Raw genomic sequence first — 15,753 nt, 5'->3', positions numbered from 1 at the left:
GCACCGATGAAACCACCCGGCCATCCGGTGCCCTCGGGCGACCGGGCGATGGCGCGGATGCTGATCCGGGCGCTTGAGATGGCCGGGCACGACGTCACGCTGGTTTCCGAGTTGCGGGTTTTCCTGCGCGCGGCGGATGCGGGCCTGCTGGCCCCGTTCGAGGCGCAGGCCGCGGCCGAAAGGCTGCGGATCGCCACCCGCTGGCATGACGGGGGCACCCCCGATCTGTGGCTTTGCTATCATCCCTATTACAAGTCCCCCGATCTGATCGGGCCGCCGCTGGCGCGGGAATTCGGCATTCCCTATCTGACGGTCGAAAGCTCGTGGTCGCGGCGGCGCAATCTTGGCGACTGGGCGCGAGCGCAGGATCTGGTCCTTGCCGGGCTGGAACAGGCGGCACTGAACATCTCGGTCACCGCCCGCGACGCGCAGGGTCTGGCCGAGGGCTGTCCAGAGGCCCGGATCGCCCGCCTGCCGCCATTCATCGACGCAGACCCCTTTGCCGCGCCCCCCGCCCCGCAGCCCGGCCATTTCGTCACCGCCGCGATGATGCGGCCGGGGGACAAGCTGTCCAGCTATCTGGCGCTGGCCAAGGCGCTGGCGCTGGTGCCGGGGGACTGGCGGCTATCCATCGCGGGCGACGGCCCCGCCCGCCCAGAGGTCGAGGCGGCCTTCGCCCCCCTCGCCGGCCGCGTCAGCTTTCTGGGCCAGCTGGACCGGCCCGGGCTGGCGGCGCTGTTTGCGCAAGGCTGGCTTTATCTCTGGCCGGGCCATGCCGAGGCCTACGGCCTTGCCGCGCTTGAGGCGCAGGCCGCCGGCCTGCCCGTGATCAGCGAGGAAACCGCCGGCACGCCCGAGGTGGTGGAAAACGGCAGGACCGGCCTTTTGACACCCGCCCGCGATACCGGGGCCTTCGCCCGTGCCATCGCCACGCTGGCCTTTGATGCGCCGCGCCGGGCGGATATGGCCGCCGCAGCCCGGCGCTTTGCTCGCGGGGATCGGGGTCTGGATACCGCCAGCCGCCGGCTCGATACCCTTTTGCAAAAGGCGCTTCGCCCATGAATTCGCCCCTGAATTCGTCCCTGAATTCGCCCCTGAGCTCACCGATGAAACAGGCTTTCCGCGCGGCGCTGGATCATGCCCATGATCGCGGCGAGCGCCTGCGCTTCTGGTTGCGCGACGACGATGCCACGGAACCCTCGGCACCGCTGGAACGGCTGCTGGATCTTTGCGCGGGCCATGGCGTGCCGCCGGTTCTGGCGGTCATCCCGGCCCGCGCCCGCGCCGATCTGGCCCCCGCCCTGCCGGCATGGGTGCGGGTGGCCCAGCACGGCTGGGCGCATCAAAACCACGCCGGCCCCGGCGAAAAGATGCAAGAACTGGGCCCCCAGCGCCCGGCGCCGCAGGTGCTGTCGGAACTGGCGCAGGGGCTGGACCGTCTGCGCGGGCTTTTCCCCGATCACCTGATCGAGCTGCTGGTGCCGCCATGGAACCGCATCGCGCCCGAGGTCATGGACGGCCTGCCCGGCATCGGTATCCGGGCGCTGTCGGCCTATGGCAAGGTCACCACCACCGCCCTGCCGCTGCTGAACCCCCAGATCGACCCGATCGACTGGCACGGATCGCGCAGCCTGCATGACGCGGACCGCCTTTGGCACAAGCTGGCGCTGGCCGCCGCGCAGGGCGAGGAACGCCCCATCGGCATCCTGACCCATCACCTTGACCACGACGCCGCGATCTGGGCCTTTCTCGAAGAGGTGATGACGCTGACCGATCACCCGGCCTGTCGCTGGGTCGCGCCCGACGACATCATCCCCGGCCTGATCACCGGATCCCCAGACTGATCACTGGCCCAATCACCGGCCCGCGCCGAGACCTACCAGCTTTTCCAGTCGATCAGCAGGCCGGAACTGTCCCGGAACTGTCCCAGCGCCTCGGCGGGCGCGCGGCGCGGCAGGCGGCCCGCGATGATGTCATGCGCCGCCACCCCCAACGGACAAAGCCGCGCCAGCAGCGTAAAGACCAGCGGCCCGGTCACCCACCATGCCGGCGCGCGGGGCAGCTGGCGGACGGCCTCGGGCATGATGCGCAAAAGCGCCGCCATCACCGGATGCCCGGCCGGGGTCGAAATCAGCGCATTGGTCATGAGGACCGGCCCGCGCCCGGTCACGCGCGGCACATCCTCGGCCAGCGCCGAAAGCCCATGCGCGGGCAGGTAGTCGTCGAAATCGCCGCCGCCCGGATTGGGGTGAAAATCGGCATCCAGATAGATCCCGCCCTGTGCTTGCAGGACCAGATAGCGGGCGACATCGACCGCGCCGGGAAAATCCCCCGCCGCCAGCATGGCGCGATAGGCGGGATGATCGGGCGCGCCGATCCGGGCCAGCGCGGCCTCGTCCCAAAGAAGGTAATCGCGGCCGTGGCCGGCGCACCAGTCGCGCCACGCCGCAAGCGCGGGCGGGGGCGGCAGCTCGCCGATCCAGATCTGATGCAAGAGACGCGGCACCGGCGCGCGGCCAAGGCGCCCCGCCTCGGCCCGTTCATCCGCCGTGAACCGCGCCAGCGGCAAAAGCGTCTCTGGCCCCGGCCCCTGCGTCGCCTGCCAGCCCAGCTTGGCCACCATGTCCCCCTCGGCCCGCGCCAACCGCAGCCGCGCGGCATGCAGGCGCCGCGGCAGCCCGGCCAGCGTCGGCGGACCCAGCGGCTGGGCCGGATCGCCCGCGGCCCCGGCCGCAAGCGCGGCCACCAGCGCCAGCGCCTCGTCCGCCCGATCCGCGCGGATCAGCGCGTCGAGCCGGTCCAGTTCCGCGTCATACCACGCCTTGTCCCTGTGCTTTGCCATTCTGCCACCATCAAGATCAACGGCTTACGCCGGGCGGCCAATCCGCACCCGCGCGCCCGAAACGCAAGGAAAGGCATGGACAGGCCCAATATGCTTGACTAGCATTCCGCCAGACCGAATGGCCAGCCGGGGGTGCCCCGCCAGAATGACCGCATCCCGCGACCTTTTGCGCATCGAAAATCTCAGCGTCGGGTTCCCGCTTTACGGCGGGCATATTCAGGCGGTGCAGGACGTATCCCTGCGCATCCTGCCCGGCCGCGTCACCAGTCTTGTGGGACAGTCGGGATCGGGAAAATCGGTGATCGGGCGCACCGTCATGGGGCTGCAAAGCCGCACCGCCGATGTCTGTGGCGCGATCCTGTTCGACGATCCGCAGGCGCCGCCGGGCGCGCCGGTCGATCTGGCCACCCTGCCCGTCGATGGCCGCCGGATCCGCGCCATCCGGGGCAATCGCATCGGCATGATCTTTCAGGAACCGATGAGCTCGTTCTCGCCGGTTCACACCATCGGCAACCAGATCGACGAGGCGCTGCGCATCCATTCGGTCCTGACGCCGCGCGAACGCGCCGAGCGGGTCGAACAGATGCTGTCGGATGTGGGCTTTCGCAACCCCGCCGGGGTGATGCGCATGTATCCGTTCGAGCTGTCGGGCGGCATGCGCCAGCGTGCGATGGTGGCGATGGCGCTGATCTGCGATCCGGCGCTGTTGATCGCGGACGAGCCGACGACCGCGCTCGATGTGACCATTCAGGGCAAGCTGCTGAAGCTTTTGCGGCATTTGCAGGAACGGCGCGGCATGGCGATCCTGCTGATCACACATGACCTTGGGGTGGTCGCCAATCTCGCCGATGAGGTGGTGGTGATGTATCGCGGACAGGTGGTGGAATCGGGGCCGGTCGCGCCGATCTTTCGCAGCCCCGGCCACCCCTATCTTCAGGCGCTGATGCAGGCGGTGCCGCATTTCGACATGCCACAGAACGAACGCCTGCGCCCGCTTGTGCCGGTCAAGGTCGACAGCTCGCGCCTTGGGGCGCCGGCGGCGGCGCGCCATGACGGCCCGCTGTTGCAGGTCGAGGGGCTGACGAAATCCTTTACCCCGCGCGAGGGCGGCGGCTTTCTCACGGCCGCCAAGCCCGTCCGCGTGGTCGAGGATGTCGGCTTTTCGATCCCGCGCGGCCAGACGCTGGGCCTTGTGGGCGAATCCGGTTCGGGCAAGACCACCGTCGGCAAGATGATCGTGCGCGCCATCACCCCCGACAGCGGCCGCATCCTTCTGGACGGCGAGGACGTTCTGGCCGCGACCGGCGCAAAACGGATGGAGATGCAGCGCCGGGTCCAGATGGTGTTTCAGGACCCGGTCTCGTCCCTGTCGCCGCATATGACCGTGGGCAGCATCCTGACCGAACCGCTCGAGGTGCATGAGGTCGGCGACCGCGCCAGCCGCAAACAGGTGGCGCGCGACCTGATGCGGGCCGTGGGCCTGCCCGAACGCGACCTCGCCCGCTATCCGCACAGCTTTTCCGGCGGCCAGCGCCAGCGCATCGGCATCGCCCGCGCGCTGGCCCTTGGGCCGGAACTGATCGTCTGCGACGAGGCGACCTCGGCGCTGGATGTCTCGGTTCAGGCGCAGGTTCTGAACCTGCTCAAGGATCTGCAACGGGATCTTGGCCTGACCTATCTGTTCATTTCCCACAATCTTGCGGTGGTGAATTACATGTCCGATCAGGTCGCGGTCATGCAACAGGGCCGGATCGTCGAAATCGGCCCGCGCGATATCGTCATGCAGGGGCCTGTCCATCCCTATACGCGCGCGCTTCTGGCGGCCGTGCCCTATCCCGATCTTGACCGGCCGCTGGATTTCGCGACGCTGGCGCGCGGCTCGCGCCCACAGGACTGGGCCCCGGCCTTTCAGGGCGAGGGGCTGGTGGCGCTGGATCTGGGCGCCGGCCATCGGGTGCTGGTGCAGCCCGGTGCCGATCGGGCGGAGCTCAGGGCATGATCGGCGATCCGATCAGCCGCCGTCAGGCGCTGGCCCTTCTGGGCGCGGGGGCGGGGGTCGCGCTTTCGGGCCGGGCGCTGGCCGAGGCGGGCTTTTATCACGATGCGCCGATGCTGAAAGCGGCGGTCGCGGCCGGCAAGATGCCGCCCGTGGGCCACCGTCTGCCCCTGATCCCGCGTGTCGTCCCGCTGACCGGACCCGATCAGTCTCCGGGCCATTACGGCGGGCGGCTGCGCATTCTGATCGGGGGCGCCCGCGATGTGCGCTATGTCCCGATCATCAGCTATTCGCGGCTGGTCGGCCGCGACCGCGATTTCATCATCCGGCCCGACATTCTGGAACGCTTTCACGTCGCCAATGAGCGCATCTTCACCTTTCGGCTGCGGCGCGGGCATCGCTGGTCGGACGGCACGCCCGTCACCGCCGAGGATTTCCGCTTTGCCTGGGAGGACGTCGCCCTTCATCCCGAAATCTCGCGCGGGGGGGTGCCGGCGGAATTGCGGGTGATGGGCAGGCCGCCCCGGTTCGAGATCGTCGACGAACTGACCGTGCGCTATTCCTGGGACGACCCGAACCCGGGCTTTCTGTCACAGCTCGCCTCGGCCGCGCCGCCAAGGCTGTTGCTGCCCTCGGCCTATCTGCGCGGGTTCCACGCGGACTATCAGACGGCCGAGGCGCTGGCCCCGATGATCAAGGAACAGCGTGTCGACGACTGGGTCGCGCTGATCCAGAAGATGGGGCGCCAGAACCGGCCCGAAAACCCCGACCTGCCCACGCTTGAGGCATGGGTGCCCTGCACCGCGCCCCCGGCCGAACAGTTCATCTTTGAACGCAATCCCTATTTCCACCGCATCGACCATCTGGGCCAGCAACTGCCCTATATCGACCGGCTGGAACTGAATGTGAGTTCCGCCGACCTGATCCCGGCCAAGACCGGCGCGGGCGATTCCGACCTGCAATTCACCGGGTTGGATTTCGCGGATTACACCTATCTGAAACAGGCCGAAAAGCGGTTTCCGATCCATCTCGACCTGTGGAAGCGGATCCAGGGCTCGCGCATGGCGTTGATCCCGAACCTGAACTGCGCCGATCCGGGCTGGCGCGCGGCGATGCGGGACCTGCGCCTGCGCCGGGCGCTGTCTCTGGGCGTGGACCGCAATGAAATCAACATGGTGGTGTTCTTTGGCCTTGCCACCGAGGGCGCGAATACCGTCCTGCCGGAAAGTCCGCTTTACCGCCCCGAGCTGGCCGGGCTGTGGGCCAGCCACGATCCCGATCAGGCCAATGCCCTGCTCGATGAGGCGGGCTATGCGCGCAAGGGGCGCGGGTTGCGCCAATTGCCCGATGGCCGCCCGATGCAGATCATCGTCGAGACGACCGGCGAAAGCATGCTGCAAACCGACATGCTGGAACTGATCGACGGGCATTGGCGCAAGATCGGCATCCAGCTTATCCCGCGCGTCAGCCAGCGCGACCTGTTCCGCAGCCGGATCATGGCCGGACAGGTGATCATGTCGGCATGGGAGGGGCTGGATAACGGCGTGCCGAACGCCGACACGCCCCCCGACGCGCTGGCCCCCGTCACCGACGATCAGCTGCAATGGCCGCTCTGGAGCGCGCATTTCGTATCCGGCGGCACCGCGGGCGAGGCCCCGGACATCCCCGAGGCCCAGGAATTGCTGGCGCTTTACCGGAAATGGCAAAGCAGCGCCCGCGCCTTTGACCGGGCCGAGGTCTGGCACCAGATGCTGAGCCTTTGGGGAGAACAGGTCTTTACCATCGGCACCGTGAACCAGACCCTGCAACCGCTGGTCACGCGCGCCGACATGCGCAACAACCCGGCCAAGGCGCTTTATGGTTTTGACCCGACCGCCTATCTGGGCGTCTATATGCCCGATACCTTCTGGCTGGCCAATGAGGCCGCCGATGGCGGCGCGCCCCCCCAGCACACCGAGGACGCGCCATGATCCGCTATCTGCTCTGGCGCGTCGCGGTGATGATCCCGACGCTGATCCTGATCTCGATGCTGGTCTTTGCCATTATCGAGCTGCCGCCGGGCGACTATTTCGAAAGCTATGTGCAGGAACTGCGCGCCATGGGCGAGACCGCAGACCTGCAGGAAATCGAGGAACTCAAGGCCCGCTACGGCTTTGACCAGCCGATGCCGATCCGCTATCTGCATTGGGTCGGCGGCATGCTGCATGGCGATTTCGGCTATTCCTTCGAATACCGGATGCCGGTCAGCGAGGTGGTGGCGTCGCGCATGTGGCTGACGGTGCTGGTCTCGATGGTGACGATCATCGTGACATGGGTCATCGCCTTTCCCATCGGCATCTATTCGGCCACGCATCAATACAGCTGGGGCGATTACGGGCTGACCTTTCTGGGCCTGTTGGGGATCGCGGTCCCGAATTTCATGCTGGCGCTGATCCTGATGTATTTCGCCAATGTCTGGTTCGGGGTGTCCATCGGCCATCTGATGGACCGCGAATTTCTGGGCCAGCCGATGAGCTGGGACAAGGCGCGCTCGATCCTGTCGCATCTGTGGATCCCGGTGCTGATCATCGGCACGGCGGGCACGGCGGCGATGGCGCGGCGGCTGCGCGCCAACCTTCTGGATGAGCTGGACAAGCAATATGTGCTGACCGCGCGCGCCAAGGGCCTGCATCCGTTCAAGGTGCTGACCAAATATCCGCTGCGGCTGGCGCTGAATTTCTTTGTCTCGGACATTGGCTCGCTTTTGCCGGCCATCGTCTCGGGGGCCGAGATCACGGCGATCGTGCTGTCGCTGGAAACCACCGGCCCCTTGCTGATCCGGGCGCTGCAATCGCAGGACATGTATCTGGCCGGGTCGTTTCTGATGTTTCTGGCGGTGCTGACGGTGATCGGCGTGCTGATTTCCGATATCGCGCTGGCGCTGCTGGATCCGCGGATCCGGCTGGCCGGAAAGGCCACGAAATGATCCGGTTGCCCCCGCCCGGCGCGCCTCTGCCGCACAGGATTTCCGACGCGCCCTTCGACCCCGTCGCCGATCAGGAGGGCGAAGGCGGCAAGCTTGCCAATGCCACGCAACTGCAAGTCATGTGGTGGAAATTCCGCCGCCACCGGCTTGCGGTCTGGTCGGCGGGCTTTCTGGTGTTCATCTATCTTGTCGCGGCATTTGCGGAATTCGTCGCGCCCTATGACCTGCACCGCCACGACACCGCCAATATCTATGCGCCGCCACAGGCGGTCCACTTGTTCGACGACGGCAAGTTCATCGGCCCCTTCGTCTATGCCCGCACCATGCAGCTGGACATGGAGAACCTGCGCCGCGTCTATACCGACGACCTGTCGCGGCCGCAAAAGCTGCGCTTCTTCTGCAAGGGCGACCCCTATATGTTCTGGGGCCTGATCCCGGCCGAGCGGCATCTGGTCTGTGCGCCCACGGATGGCAGCGCCTATTTCCTTGGCACCGACCGGCTGGGCCGGGATATCCTGTCGCGCATCATCCATGGCGCGCGCATTTCGTTGACCATCGGCATCCTTGGCGTCGCGATGAGCTTTGTCCTTGGCATCGTGATCGGCGGCATGGCGGGCTATTACGGGGGCTGGATCGACGCCGTGGTCCAGCGCGTCATCGAGGTCCTGCAATCCATCCCGTCGATCCCGCTCTGGATGGCGCTTGCGGCGATCATGCCGGTCACCTGGAGCCCGCTTCTGGTCTATGCCGGCATCACCGTCATCCTTGGCATGCTGGACTGGACCGGGCTTGCGCGCGCGGTCCGCTCCAAGCTTTTGGCCCTGCGCGAAGAGGATTACGTTCAGGCCGCCCAGATCCTTGGCGCCAGCCCCGGGCGCATCATCGGCCGTCACCTCGTGCCCGGCTTCATGTCGCATCTGGTGGCCTCGGCCACGCTGACCATTCCGGGGATGATCCTTGGCGAAACCGCGCTCAGCTTTCTGGGCCTCGGGCTTCGCCCGCCGGTGACAAGCTGGGGGATTCTCCTGACCGAGGCGCGCAGCGTCAACACGCTGGCCCTTTACCCGTGGCTTCTGTTTCCGGTAATACCTGTCGTCCTTGTGATCCTGGCTTTCAACTTTCTGGGGGATGGGCTGCGTGACGCCGCCGACCCGTTGCGATAAGTGAACCGCATGACAACTCGCCTCAGGGACGCGCGCGTCCTGTTATACAGCCACGACACATTCGGACTTGGCCATCTGCGCCGCTGTCGCGCCATCGCCCACGCGCTGGTCGAAGCCTATAGCGGCATGCAGGTGCTGATCATCTCGGGGGCGCCCATCGCCGGGGCCTTTGACTATCGCGCCCGCGTCGATTTCGTAAAGGTGCCCAGCGTCATCAAGCTGCGCAATGGCGAATATACCTCGCTGGCCGAGCATGTGGACCTATCGGACACGCTGAAGATGCGGCGCGCGATGATCCTTGAAACCGCGCGCAGCTTTGCGCCCGACGTCTTTATCGTCGACAAGGAACCCATGGGCCTGCAAGGCGAGATCGCGGACACGCTGGCCTATCTCAAGACGCAGGGCACGCGGCTTGTGCTTGGCCTGCGCGAGGTGATGGATTCCCCCGCGCTGCTTGCGGCGGAATGGGACCGCAAGAACATGATCCCCCGCATCCGCGAACATTTCGACGATGTCTGGGTCTATGGCCCGCGCGGTTTTTACGACCCGCTCGAGGGGATCGCGGTGCCCGACGACCTGCGCGAGCGCATGACCTATGTGGGCTTTCTGAAACGCAACGCCTATGGCCTTGCGCCGCGTCCGGTCAAGGAACCCTATATCCTTGTCACCCCCGGCGGCGGCGGCGACGGCGCCGAGATGATCCGTTCCGTGATCGAGGCCTATTGCCACCATCCCGACCTGCCTTCGCGCGCGGTGATCGTGACCGGCCCCTATATGCCCAGCGAACAGCGCCACGAATTGCAGGAACGCGCCCGCCAGAACCCCAAGCTCGAGATGATGGATTTCTCGCCGCGGATGGAGGATCTGATGGCCGATGCCAAGGCCGTCATCTGCATGAGCGGCTATAACACCTGGTGCGAGGTGCTGTCCTTTGACAAGCCGACGCTTCTGGTGCCGCGCACCGAACCGCGCGAGGAACAGCTGATCCGGGCGCGACGCGCGACCGAACTCAATGCCGCGACCATGCTGATGCCCGACGAGGCTCGCGATCCCGATCTGGTGGCGCAAAAGATCCGGGCGCTGGAAACCCAGCTGCCGCCCTCGGTCGGCTATCCGCATCCCGATCTGGACGGGCTGGACAACATCATCCGCATCGTCGGCGACTGGCTCGACCCGAAGCGCGTGACCGAGGCCGTGGCCGTCTGATGCAGGACCGCCATATTGCCGTCCTGCTAAAGGGCTATCCGCGCCTTTCGGAAACCTTCATCGCGCAGGAACTTCGCGGGCTGGAAAAGGTCGGGCTGAAGCTGCATCTGATTTCGATGCGGCATCCGACCGATACCCGCCGCCATCCCGTCCATGACGAGATCGAAGGCTCCGTCACCTATCTGCCGGAATATCTGCATGACGAACCCCGGCGCGTGCTGCGCGGGCTGATCCGCGTGGCGGGGCGGCGCGGGTTCTGGCGCGCGGCGCGGGCGTTCTGGCGCGATCTTCTGCGCGATCCCAGCCGCAACCGCATCCGCCGTTTCGGACAGGCGGCGGTGCTGGCGGCGGAATGGCCCGCCGATGCCGGCTGGCTGCATGCGCATTTCCTGCACACCCCCGCCTCGGTCGCCGGTTACACCAGCCGGATGACCGGCATCGGCTGGACCGTTTCGGCCCATGCCAAGGATATCTGGACCTCGCCCGACTGGGACCTCGTGCAAAAGCTGGGGGATGCGGCGTGGTGCGTGACCTGCACGCGCTCGGGCTGGGAACATCTGCGCGGCCTCGCGCCCGATCCGGCGCGGGTGCATCTCAGCTATCACGGGCTGGACCTGACGCGGTTCGGCCCGACCGACCGCGCCCATTCCATGCGCGATGGCAGCGATGCGGCCGATCCGCTGCGGCTGGTCAGTGTCGGCCGGCTGGTCCCCAAGAAAGGCTATGACGTGCTGTTGCGGGCGCTCGCGCTGTTGCCGGGCGATATCGCCTGGCGGTTCGAGCATATCGGCGGCGGCCCGGAACTGGACCAGCTGCAAGCGCTTGCGCGGGAACTGGGGCTGAGCGACCGCATCGACTGGCGCGGCGCCCTGCCCCAGCTGGACGTGCTGGGGCTTTACCGCGACAGCGATCTGTTCGTGCTGCCCAGCCGCATCACCCCGGATGGCGACCGTGACGGGCTGCCCAATGTCATGGTCGAGGCGGCAAGCCAGCGCCTGTGCTGCATTGGCAGCAATATCTCGGGCATCCCCGAGCTCTTCCGGGACGGTGAAAACGGCCTGCTGGTCCCGCCCGAGGACGCGCAGGCGCTGGCCCGGGCCATGGAACGCGCCCTGCGCGACCCCGCGCTGCGGCGGCGGCTGGGCGACGCCGCCGAGGCCCGCGTCCGCGCCGATTTCGACGCCGATGCCAGCGTGCGGCAATTGCTGGCGCTGTTTCGCGCGGCCTGGAGGGATGACGCATGAAAGTGATGTTCTATGTCCAGCATCTTTTGGGCATCGGCCATCTTGCCCGCGCCAGCCGCATCGCCGAGGCGATGGCCGCGCAGGGCATGTCCGTCACCATGGTCACCGGCGGCCTGCCGGTGCCGGGCTTTCCGGCGCCCGGCATCGCCAACCTGACCCTGCCGCCGATCGTCGCCGCCGAGGGATTTTCCGGCCTTGTCGATCGGGACGGCCAGCCCATCGACGACGCCTTTCGCACCCGCCGCCGCGACGCGCTGTTATCGGCCTTTGACCAGCTTGCCCCCGACGCCCTGCTGATCGAGGCCTTTCCCTTTGGCCGCCGGCAGGTGCGCTTTGAACTGCTGCCCTTGCTGGATGCCGCCCATGCCCGCCCGAACCGGCCGCTGATCCTCAGCTCGGTCCGCGACATATTGCAGGCCAACCGCAAACCCGGCCGGGACGAGGAAACGGTGGAAACGCTGAACCGTTTCGATGCGGTGCTGGTCCATGGCGACCCCGCCTTTGCGCGGATCGAGGAAAGCTTTCCGCTGGCCGCGCGGATCGCCGGCAAGGTCCGCTATACCGGCCTTGTCGCGCCGCCCGCGCCCATCCCCGCGCCCGACCGCCACGACATCACCGTTTCGGCCGGCGGCGGCGCGGTCGGGGCCGAACTCATCCGCTGCGCCATCGCGGCACGGGATATGCTGCCCTCCGATCTGGACTGGTGCGTGCTGACGGGTCCGAACCTGCCGCAGCCGGAATATGACGCCATTGCCGCCATGGCCGGGCCGCGCCTGACGGTCGAGCGTTTTCGCAAGGATCTTGCCGGGCTGATGGTCTCGGCCCGGGTTTCCGTCTCGCAGGCGGGCTATAACACGGTCTGCGACATGCTGGTGGCGGGCTGTCAGTCGGTGCTGGTCCCCTATGCCTCGGGCGGCGAAACCGAACAGAGCCTGCGCGCCGACAAGCTGGCGGCGCTGGGGCTGGCGTCCAGCCTGCCCGAGGACGGGTTGACGCCCACGGCCATGGCCGCCGCCATCCGCGCGGCACTGGCGCGCAGCGGCCAGCCGCGCCTTGCCCTGCGGCTGGACGGGGCGGCGGAAACCGCGCGGATGCTGAGCCGGATGGCGGCGGCGCGCTAATCGCGCAGGATCAGCGCGCGCAGCCTTGCGCCCGGATCGGCGCAATGCACGGGCAGCCCCAACGCGACATTCCGGCAAGCCACGCCCGCGATTTCAAGGCTTTGCGCGGCATGGGCGTGACCAAAGAGCCAGGCCTGCGGAGGGTGCGCGCGCATCACCCCCGCAAGATCGGATGCAAATGCCCCCGGCTCTGCCGTGGCCTTTGCCAGCAGCGCCGGATGCGGGACGTGATGGGTCACGACCGTGGCCCGCCCCCCGCAAGCCGCCAGCCGCGCGGCCAGCCAGTCGCGCTGATGCCGATGCAGGGCGGCGATATCGGCGGGCCGCAGCACAGCGCCCCCCGGCCCGGCAATGCGGGTGAAATCGGTCAGCCGCGCGGGATCGGCGGGCAGGGAAAAATCGCTCCACAGGGTCGCGCACAGAAAGCGGCGGCCACGGATTTCGACCTCGGCCTCTTGCGCAAGGTTGATGCCGTGATCGGCGCAAAGCCCGGCCAGCACGGCGTCGTCGCCCAAGGACAGCCCGTAATAGTCATGATTGCCGGGAATGACATGGATGCGGGCGGGATCCATGCGCGCGGCCAGCCGGCCCAGAAAGCGCGGCCATTTCCGCATGGCCGCGTTCGACAGATCGCCCGCGACGATCAACCCGTCCAGCGCCGCCCATTCCGCATCCGTCAATGCCGCAAGCGGATCGCGGCCCTGATGCTTCCACTGGTCAAGATGCAGGTCGGCGGCGACAAGGATCCCGGTCACGGAAGGATGCGCGCATCCCCCGCCGTCAGCCCCTCGACCATGCGGTCGAAACGCATATGGGCGATGGCCCGGCCACCGCTTTGGGTGTAGAGCACCCCCGCCTCGCGCCCGTCGGGCAAAAGGATCGCGGTGCCGACCGGGGCCGCGCCCTCGATGCCAAGGGTGACCAGACCCTTTTTCAGCTCGGTCTTGTGCTTCATGCGGGCGGTGACCTCCTGGCCGACATAACAGCCCTTGCGGAAATCGACGCCATGCAGCCGTTCAAACCCAGCCTCAAGGATGAAAGTCTCGTTCGGGATCAGCTCGATCAGGGTTTCGGGAATGGTGTGGGCGACGCGGATCGCGTCCCAATCGCTGCCATCGTCACCGGTCGCGGCGCCATAAAGCCGCCAGCCAAGCGCCGGATCGCGCGGATCGGCGATGGCCCCCTCGGGCGCGGGGCCGGTGCCGCGCGCAAGGGCAAGATCGGTCGGCTCAAGCGTCACATCGGCGCGCAGCTTGTACATCGACAGCCGCCGGATCAGATCGCCTGCCAACGCCTCATCGACATCGATCAACAGCCGCTCGCCATCGGGCACGATCAGGAAATCGGCCAGATATTTGCCCTGCGGCGTCAAAAGCGCCGCCCAGACCGGGGCGCGGCGCACGTCATTGGTGACCAGACCTTGCAGGAAGGTTTCGCGGTCCTTGCCGGACAGCGCCAGGATACGTCGCATCACTTGTCCCCGAATTGCAGCCGGACCAGCGCCGCATAGACGCCGCCCTGTTCCATCAGTTGGTCATGGTTGCCCTGTTCGACAACCCGGCCGGATTCGATCACCACGATCTTGTCGGCCTGGCGCACGGTGGACAGCCGATGCGCAATGACCAGCGTGGTGCGCCCGGCCGACAGATCGTCCAGCGCCTGTTGGACCAGCCGTTCGCTTTGCGCATCCAGCGCGCTTGTCGCCTCGTCCAGAAGCAGGATCGGCGCATCGCGCAGGATGGCGCGGGCGATGGCCACGCGCTGGCGCTGCCCGCCCGAAAGCGCCGAGCCGCGCGGCCCCGCCGGCGTGTTCAGCCCCTGTGGCAGGGCATCGGTGAACTCGGCCACATGCGCGGCCTCGGTTGCGCGGCGCAGCGCGGCATCGTCGCGGTCATGGCCCAAAAGCATGTTCTCGCGTAGCGTCTCGTCAAATAGCGCCGCGTCCTGGCTTACGGTCGAGAACTGATCGCGCAGCGTGGCCAGATCGAAATCGCGCAAGGCCACCCCGCCCAGCGTGATCGCCCCCGATTCCGGGTCGATCATCCGCGTCAGCAGGTTGAAGACGGTGGACTTGCCCGCCCCCGACGGCCCGACCAGCGCCGTGGTCTTTCCGGCCTCGGCGGTAAAGCTCAGCCCGTTCAGCACCGGATGGCTGTCATAGGACAGCCGCACGTCATCAAGCCGGATGGTGGTGTCGGGCGGCGGCGCCGTCCGCGTCCCCGAGGTGATCGAGGGCCGCAGATCCAGCACCTGATAGATCCGCTCAAGGCTGGCGGCCGCGATCTGCCATGTCCCGGCAAGGCTGCCCAACCGACGCAGCGGCTGAAAAGCCAGCGCCATCGCGGTAAAGAAGGACATGAAATCGCCGACCGTGCGTTCGCCCCGCGTGACCTCGGCCCCACCCAGCGCCAGAACGCCGATGAACCCCAGCCCGGTGACGATATCGACCAGCGCCGGCACCGTGGCGCCGATGGCCGACATCTTGATCTGACCCTGCCGGATGCGGTCGACGATCAGCGCGAAGCGGTCGGCCTGATATTCCTCCATCCGGTTCAGCTTGACGGCGTTGATGCCGTGCAGCACCTCGTCCAGCCGGGTCGCGCGCTGGCTCGCATTGACGCGGTTCTGGCGCATCTTGCGGCGGATATAGCGTTGCACCAGCACCGTGGGCAGGATCAGCAGCGGCGCCCCGATCAGCGCCGCCAGCGTCCAGCCCGGATCGACCGCGATCGCCACCCCGAACAGCGCGACCAGCGACACCGCATCCCGCCCGGCCCCGGAAATAAAGGTCGACCACACGCCTTGCACGGCGATGCTGTCGCCCTGAACCCGCTCGATCAGCGCGCCGGGGGGATTGGACTGAAAGAAACTGCTGTCCAGCGTCATGATATGGCGCAGCATATCGGTCTGCATCTTGGTCGACACCGCCAGCGAGACCGATGTCATAAGGCTGCGGTTGATGACGAATGTCGCCGCCCGGATCAGGAACAGCACAAAGATGACGCCGCCGACCCACCAGATCGCATTGGTATCGCCGCCGACAAAGACCCGGTCGAAAAGCGGCTTCAGCATCCAGCTGAGCACGCCCAGCGTCGAACCCTCGATCACCAGGAAAAACAGCGCAAGCAGAATGCGCGCCCAATAGGGGTGCAGATAGTCGCGCCACATGCGGGCGAACAGATTGGCCGTCTTGTGTAGTCTGTCCGCCATCATGTC

The 15,753-nt window shown here is 67.1% G+C and carries 13 protein-coding genes; 9 read left to right on the top strand and 4 right to left on the bottom strand.

Annotated features, from left to right (window positions below; translation table 11 throughout):
- Positions 1-6 precede the first annotated feature (6 nt).
- Together ACFOMH_RS09985 and ACFOMH_RS09980 are read left to right on the top strand one after the other, a co-directional pair.
- The gene (locus ACFOMH_RS09985) at positions 7-1,062 is read left to right on the top strand and encodes a glycosyltransferase family 4 protein (protein ID WP_377744263.1); all 1,056 of its coding nucleotides are present in this window, start codon (positions 7-9) and stop codon (positions 1,060-1,062) included.
- Complete coding sequence (locus tag ACFOMH_RS09980) at positions 1,059-1,844, top strand: polysaccharide deacetylase family protein (RefSeq protein ID WP_377744261.1); 786 nt, start codon at positions 1,059-1,061, stop codon at positions 1,842-1,844. The genes ACFOMH_RS09985 and ACFOMH_RS09980 overlap by 4 nt, the downstream gene beginning before the upstream one ends.
- Before the next feature lie 32 nt (positions 1,845-1,876).
- Here the strand turns inward: ACFOMH_RS09980 and ACFOMH_RS09975 are convergent, their stop codons facing one another.
- Positions 1,877-2,842, bottom strand: coding sequence for a glycosyltransferase family 32 protein (locus tag ACFOMH_RS09975; protein WP_377744259.1), 966 nt, complete (start codon positions 2,840-2,842; stop codon positions 1,877-1,879).
- Between the two features lie 145 nt (positions 2,843-2,987).
- Between ACFOMH_RS09975 and ACFOMH_RS09970 the strand changes: the two genes are divergently transcribed.
- From ACFOMH_RS09970 to ACFOMH_RS09940, 7 genes are read left to right on the top strand one after another with little or no spacing between them, the layout of a single operon-like run.
- On the top strand, positions 2,988-4,841 hold the full coding sequence (locus ACFOMH_RS09970; protein ID WP_377744258.1) for a dipeptide ABC transporter ATP-binding protein: 1,854 nt from the start codon (positions 2,988-2,990) through the stop codon (positions 4,839-4,841).
- On the top strand, positions 4,838-6,808 hold the full coding sequence (locus ACFOMH_RS09965) for an ABC transporter substrate-binding protein (protein WP_377744256.1): 1,971 nt from the start codon (positions 4,838-4,840) through the stop codon (positions 6,806-6,808). The genes ACFOMH_RS09970 and ACFOMH_RS09965 overlap by 4 nt, the downstream gene beginning before the upstream one ends.
- On the top strand, positions 6,805-7,803 hold the full coding sequence (locus ACFOMH_RS09960; protein ID WP_377744255.1) for an ABC transporter permease: 999 nt from the start codon (positions 6,805-6,807) through the stop codon (positions 7,801-7,803). Before ACFOMH_RS09965 ends, ACFOMH_RS09960 begins: the two co-directional genes overlap by 4 nt.
- Positions 7,800-8,966, top strand: coding sequence for an ABC transporter permease (locus ACFOMH_RS09955; RefSeq protein ID WP_377744253.1), 1,167 nt, complete (start codon positions 7,800-7,802; stop codon positions 8,964-8,966). Before ACFOMH_RS09960 ends, ACFOMH_RS09955 begins: the two co-directional genes overlap by 4 nt.
- 9 nt (positions 8,967-8,975) lie before the next feature.
- Positions 8,976-10,172 carry a glycosyltransferase family protein gene (locus ACFOMH_RS09950; protein ID WP_377744252.1) on the top strand — a complete coding sequence of 399 codons (1,197 nt, stop codon included), beginning with the start codon at positions 8,976-8,978 and terminating at the stop codon, positions 10,170-10,172.
- A complete protein-coding gene (locus ACFOMH_RS09945) occupies positions 10,172-11,416 on the top strand; it encodes a glycosyltransferase family 4 protein (protein ID WP_377744251.1) in 1,245 nt (414 codons plus the stop codon). Before ACFOMH_RS09950 ends, ACFOMH_RS09945 begins: the two co-directional genes overlap by 1 nt.
- A complete protein-coding gene (locus ACFOMH_RS09940) occupies positions 11,413-12,537 on the top strand; it encodes a glycosyltransferase family protein (protein WP_377744249.1) in 1,125 nt (374 codons plus the stop codon). Before ACFOMH_RS09945 ends, ACFOMH_RS09940 begins: the two co-directional genes overlap by 4 nt.
- On the opposite strand, the gene ACFOMH_RS09935 is transcribed toward ACFOMH_RS09940, so the two are convergent.
- Genes ACFOMH_RS09935 through ACFOMH_RS09925 form a run of 3 tightly spaced genes read right to left on the bottom strand, consistent with a single transcriptional unit; the run spans position 12,534 to position 15,747 of the window.
- Positions 12,534-13,292 (bottom strand): metallophosphoesterase family protein, encoded by a 759-nt coding sequence (locus ACFOMH_RS09935; RefSeq protein ID WP_377744248.1) that lies wholly within the window; start codon positions 13,290-13,292, stop codon positions 12,534-12,536. The genes ACFOMH_RS09940 and ACFOMH_RS09935 overlap by 4 nt on opposite strands.
- Entirely contained in the window at positions 13,289-14,008 is a 720-nt protein-coding gene (ygfZ, locus tag ACFOMH_RS09930) for a CAF17-like 4Fe-4S cluster assembly/insertion protein YgfZ (protein ID WP_377744246.1), read from the bottom strand. The genes ACFOMH_RS09935 and ygfZ overlap by 4 nt, the downstream gene beginning before the upstream one ends.
- Complete coding sequence (locus ACFOMH_RS09925) at positions 14,008-15,747, bottom strand: ABC transporter ATP-binding protein (RefSeq protein ID WP_377744396.1); 1,740 nt, start codon at positions 15,745-15,747, stop codon at positions 14,008-14,010. The genes ygfZ and ACFOMH_RS09925 overlap by 1 nt, the downstream gene beginning before the upstream one ends.
- Between the last annotated feature and the right edge of the window lie 6 nt (positions 15,748-15,753).

Origin of the sequence: Paracoccus mangrovi (genome assembly GCF_042648425.1) — a bacterium.
Taxonomy (GTDB): domain Bacteria; phylum Pseudomonadota; class Alphaproteobacteria; order Rhodobacterales; family Rhodobacteraceae; genus Paracoccus; species Paracoccus mangrovi.
Note: the sequence above shows the minus strand (reverse complement) of the source record. Positions and strands in the feature narration are given on the sequence as shown.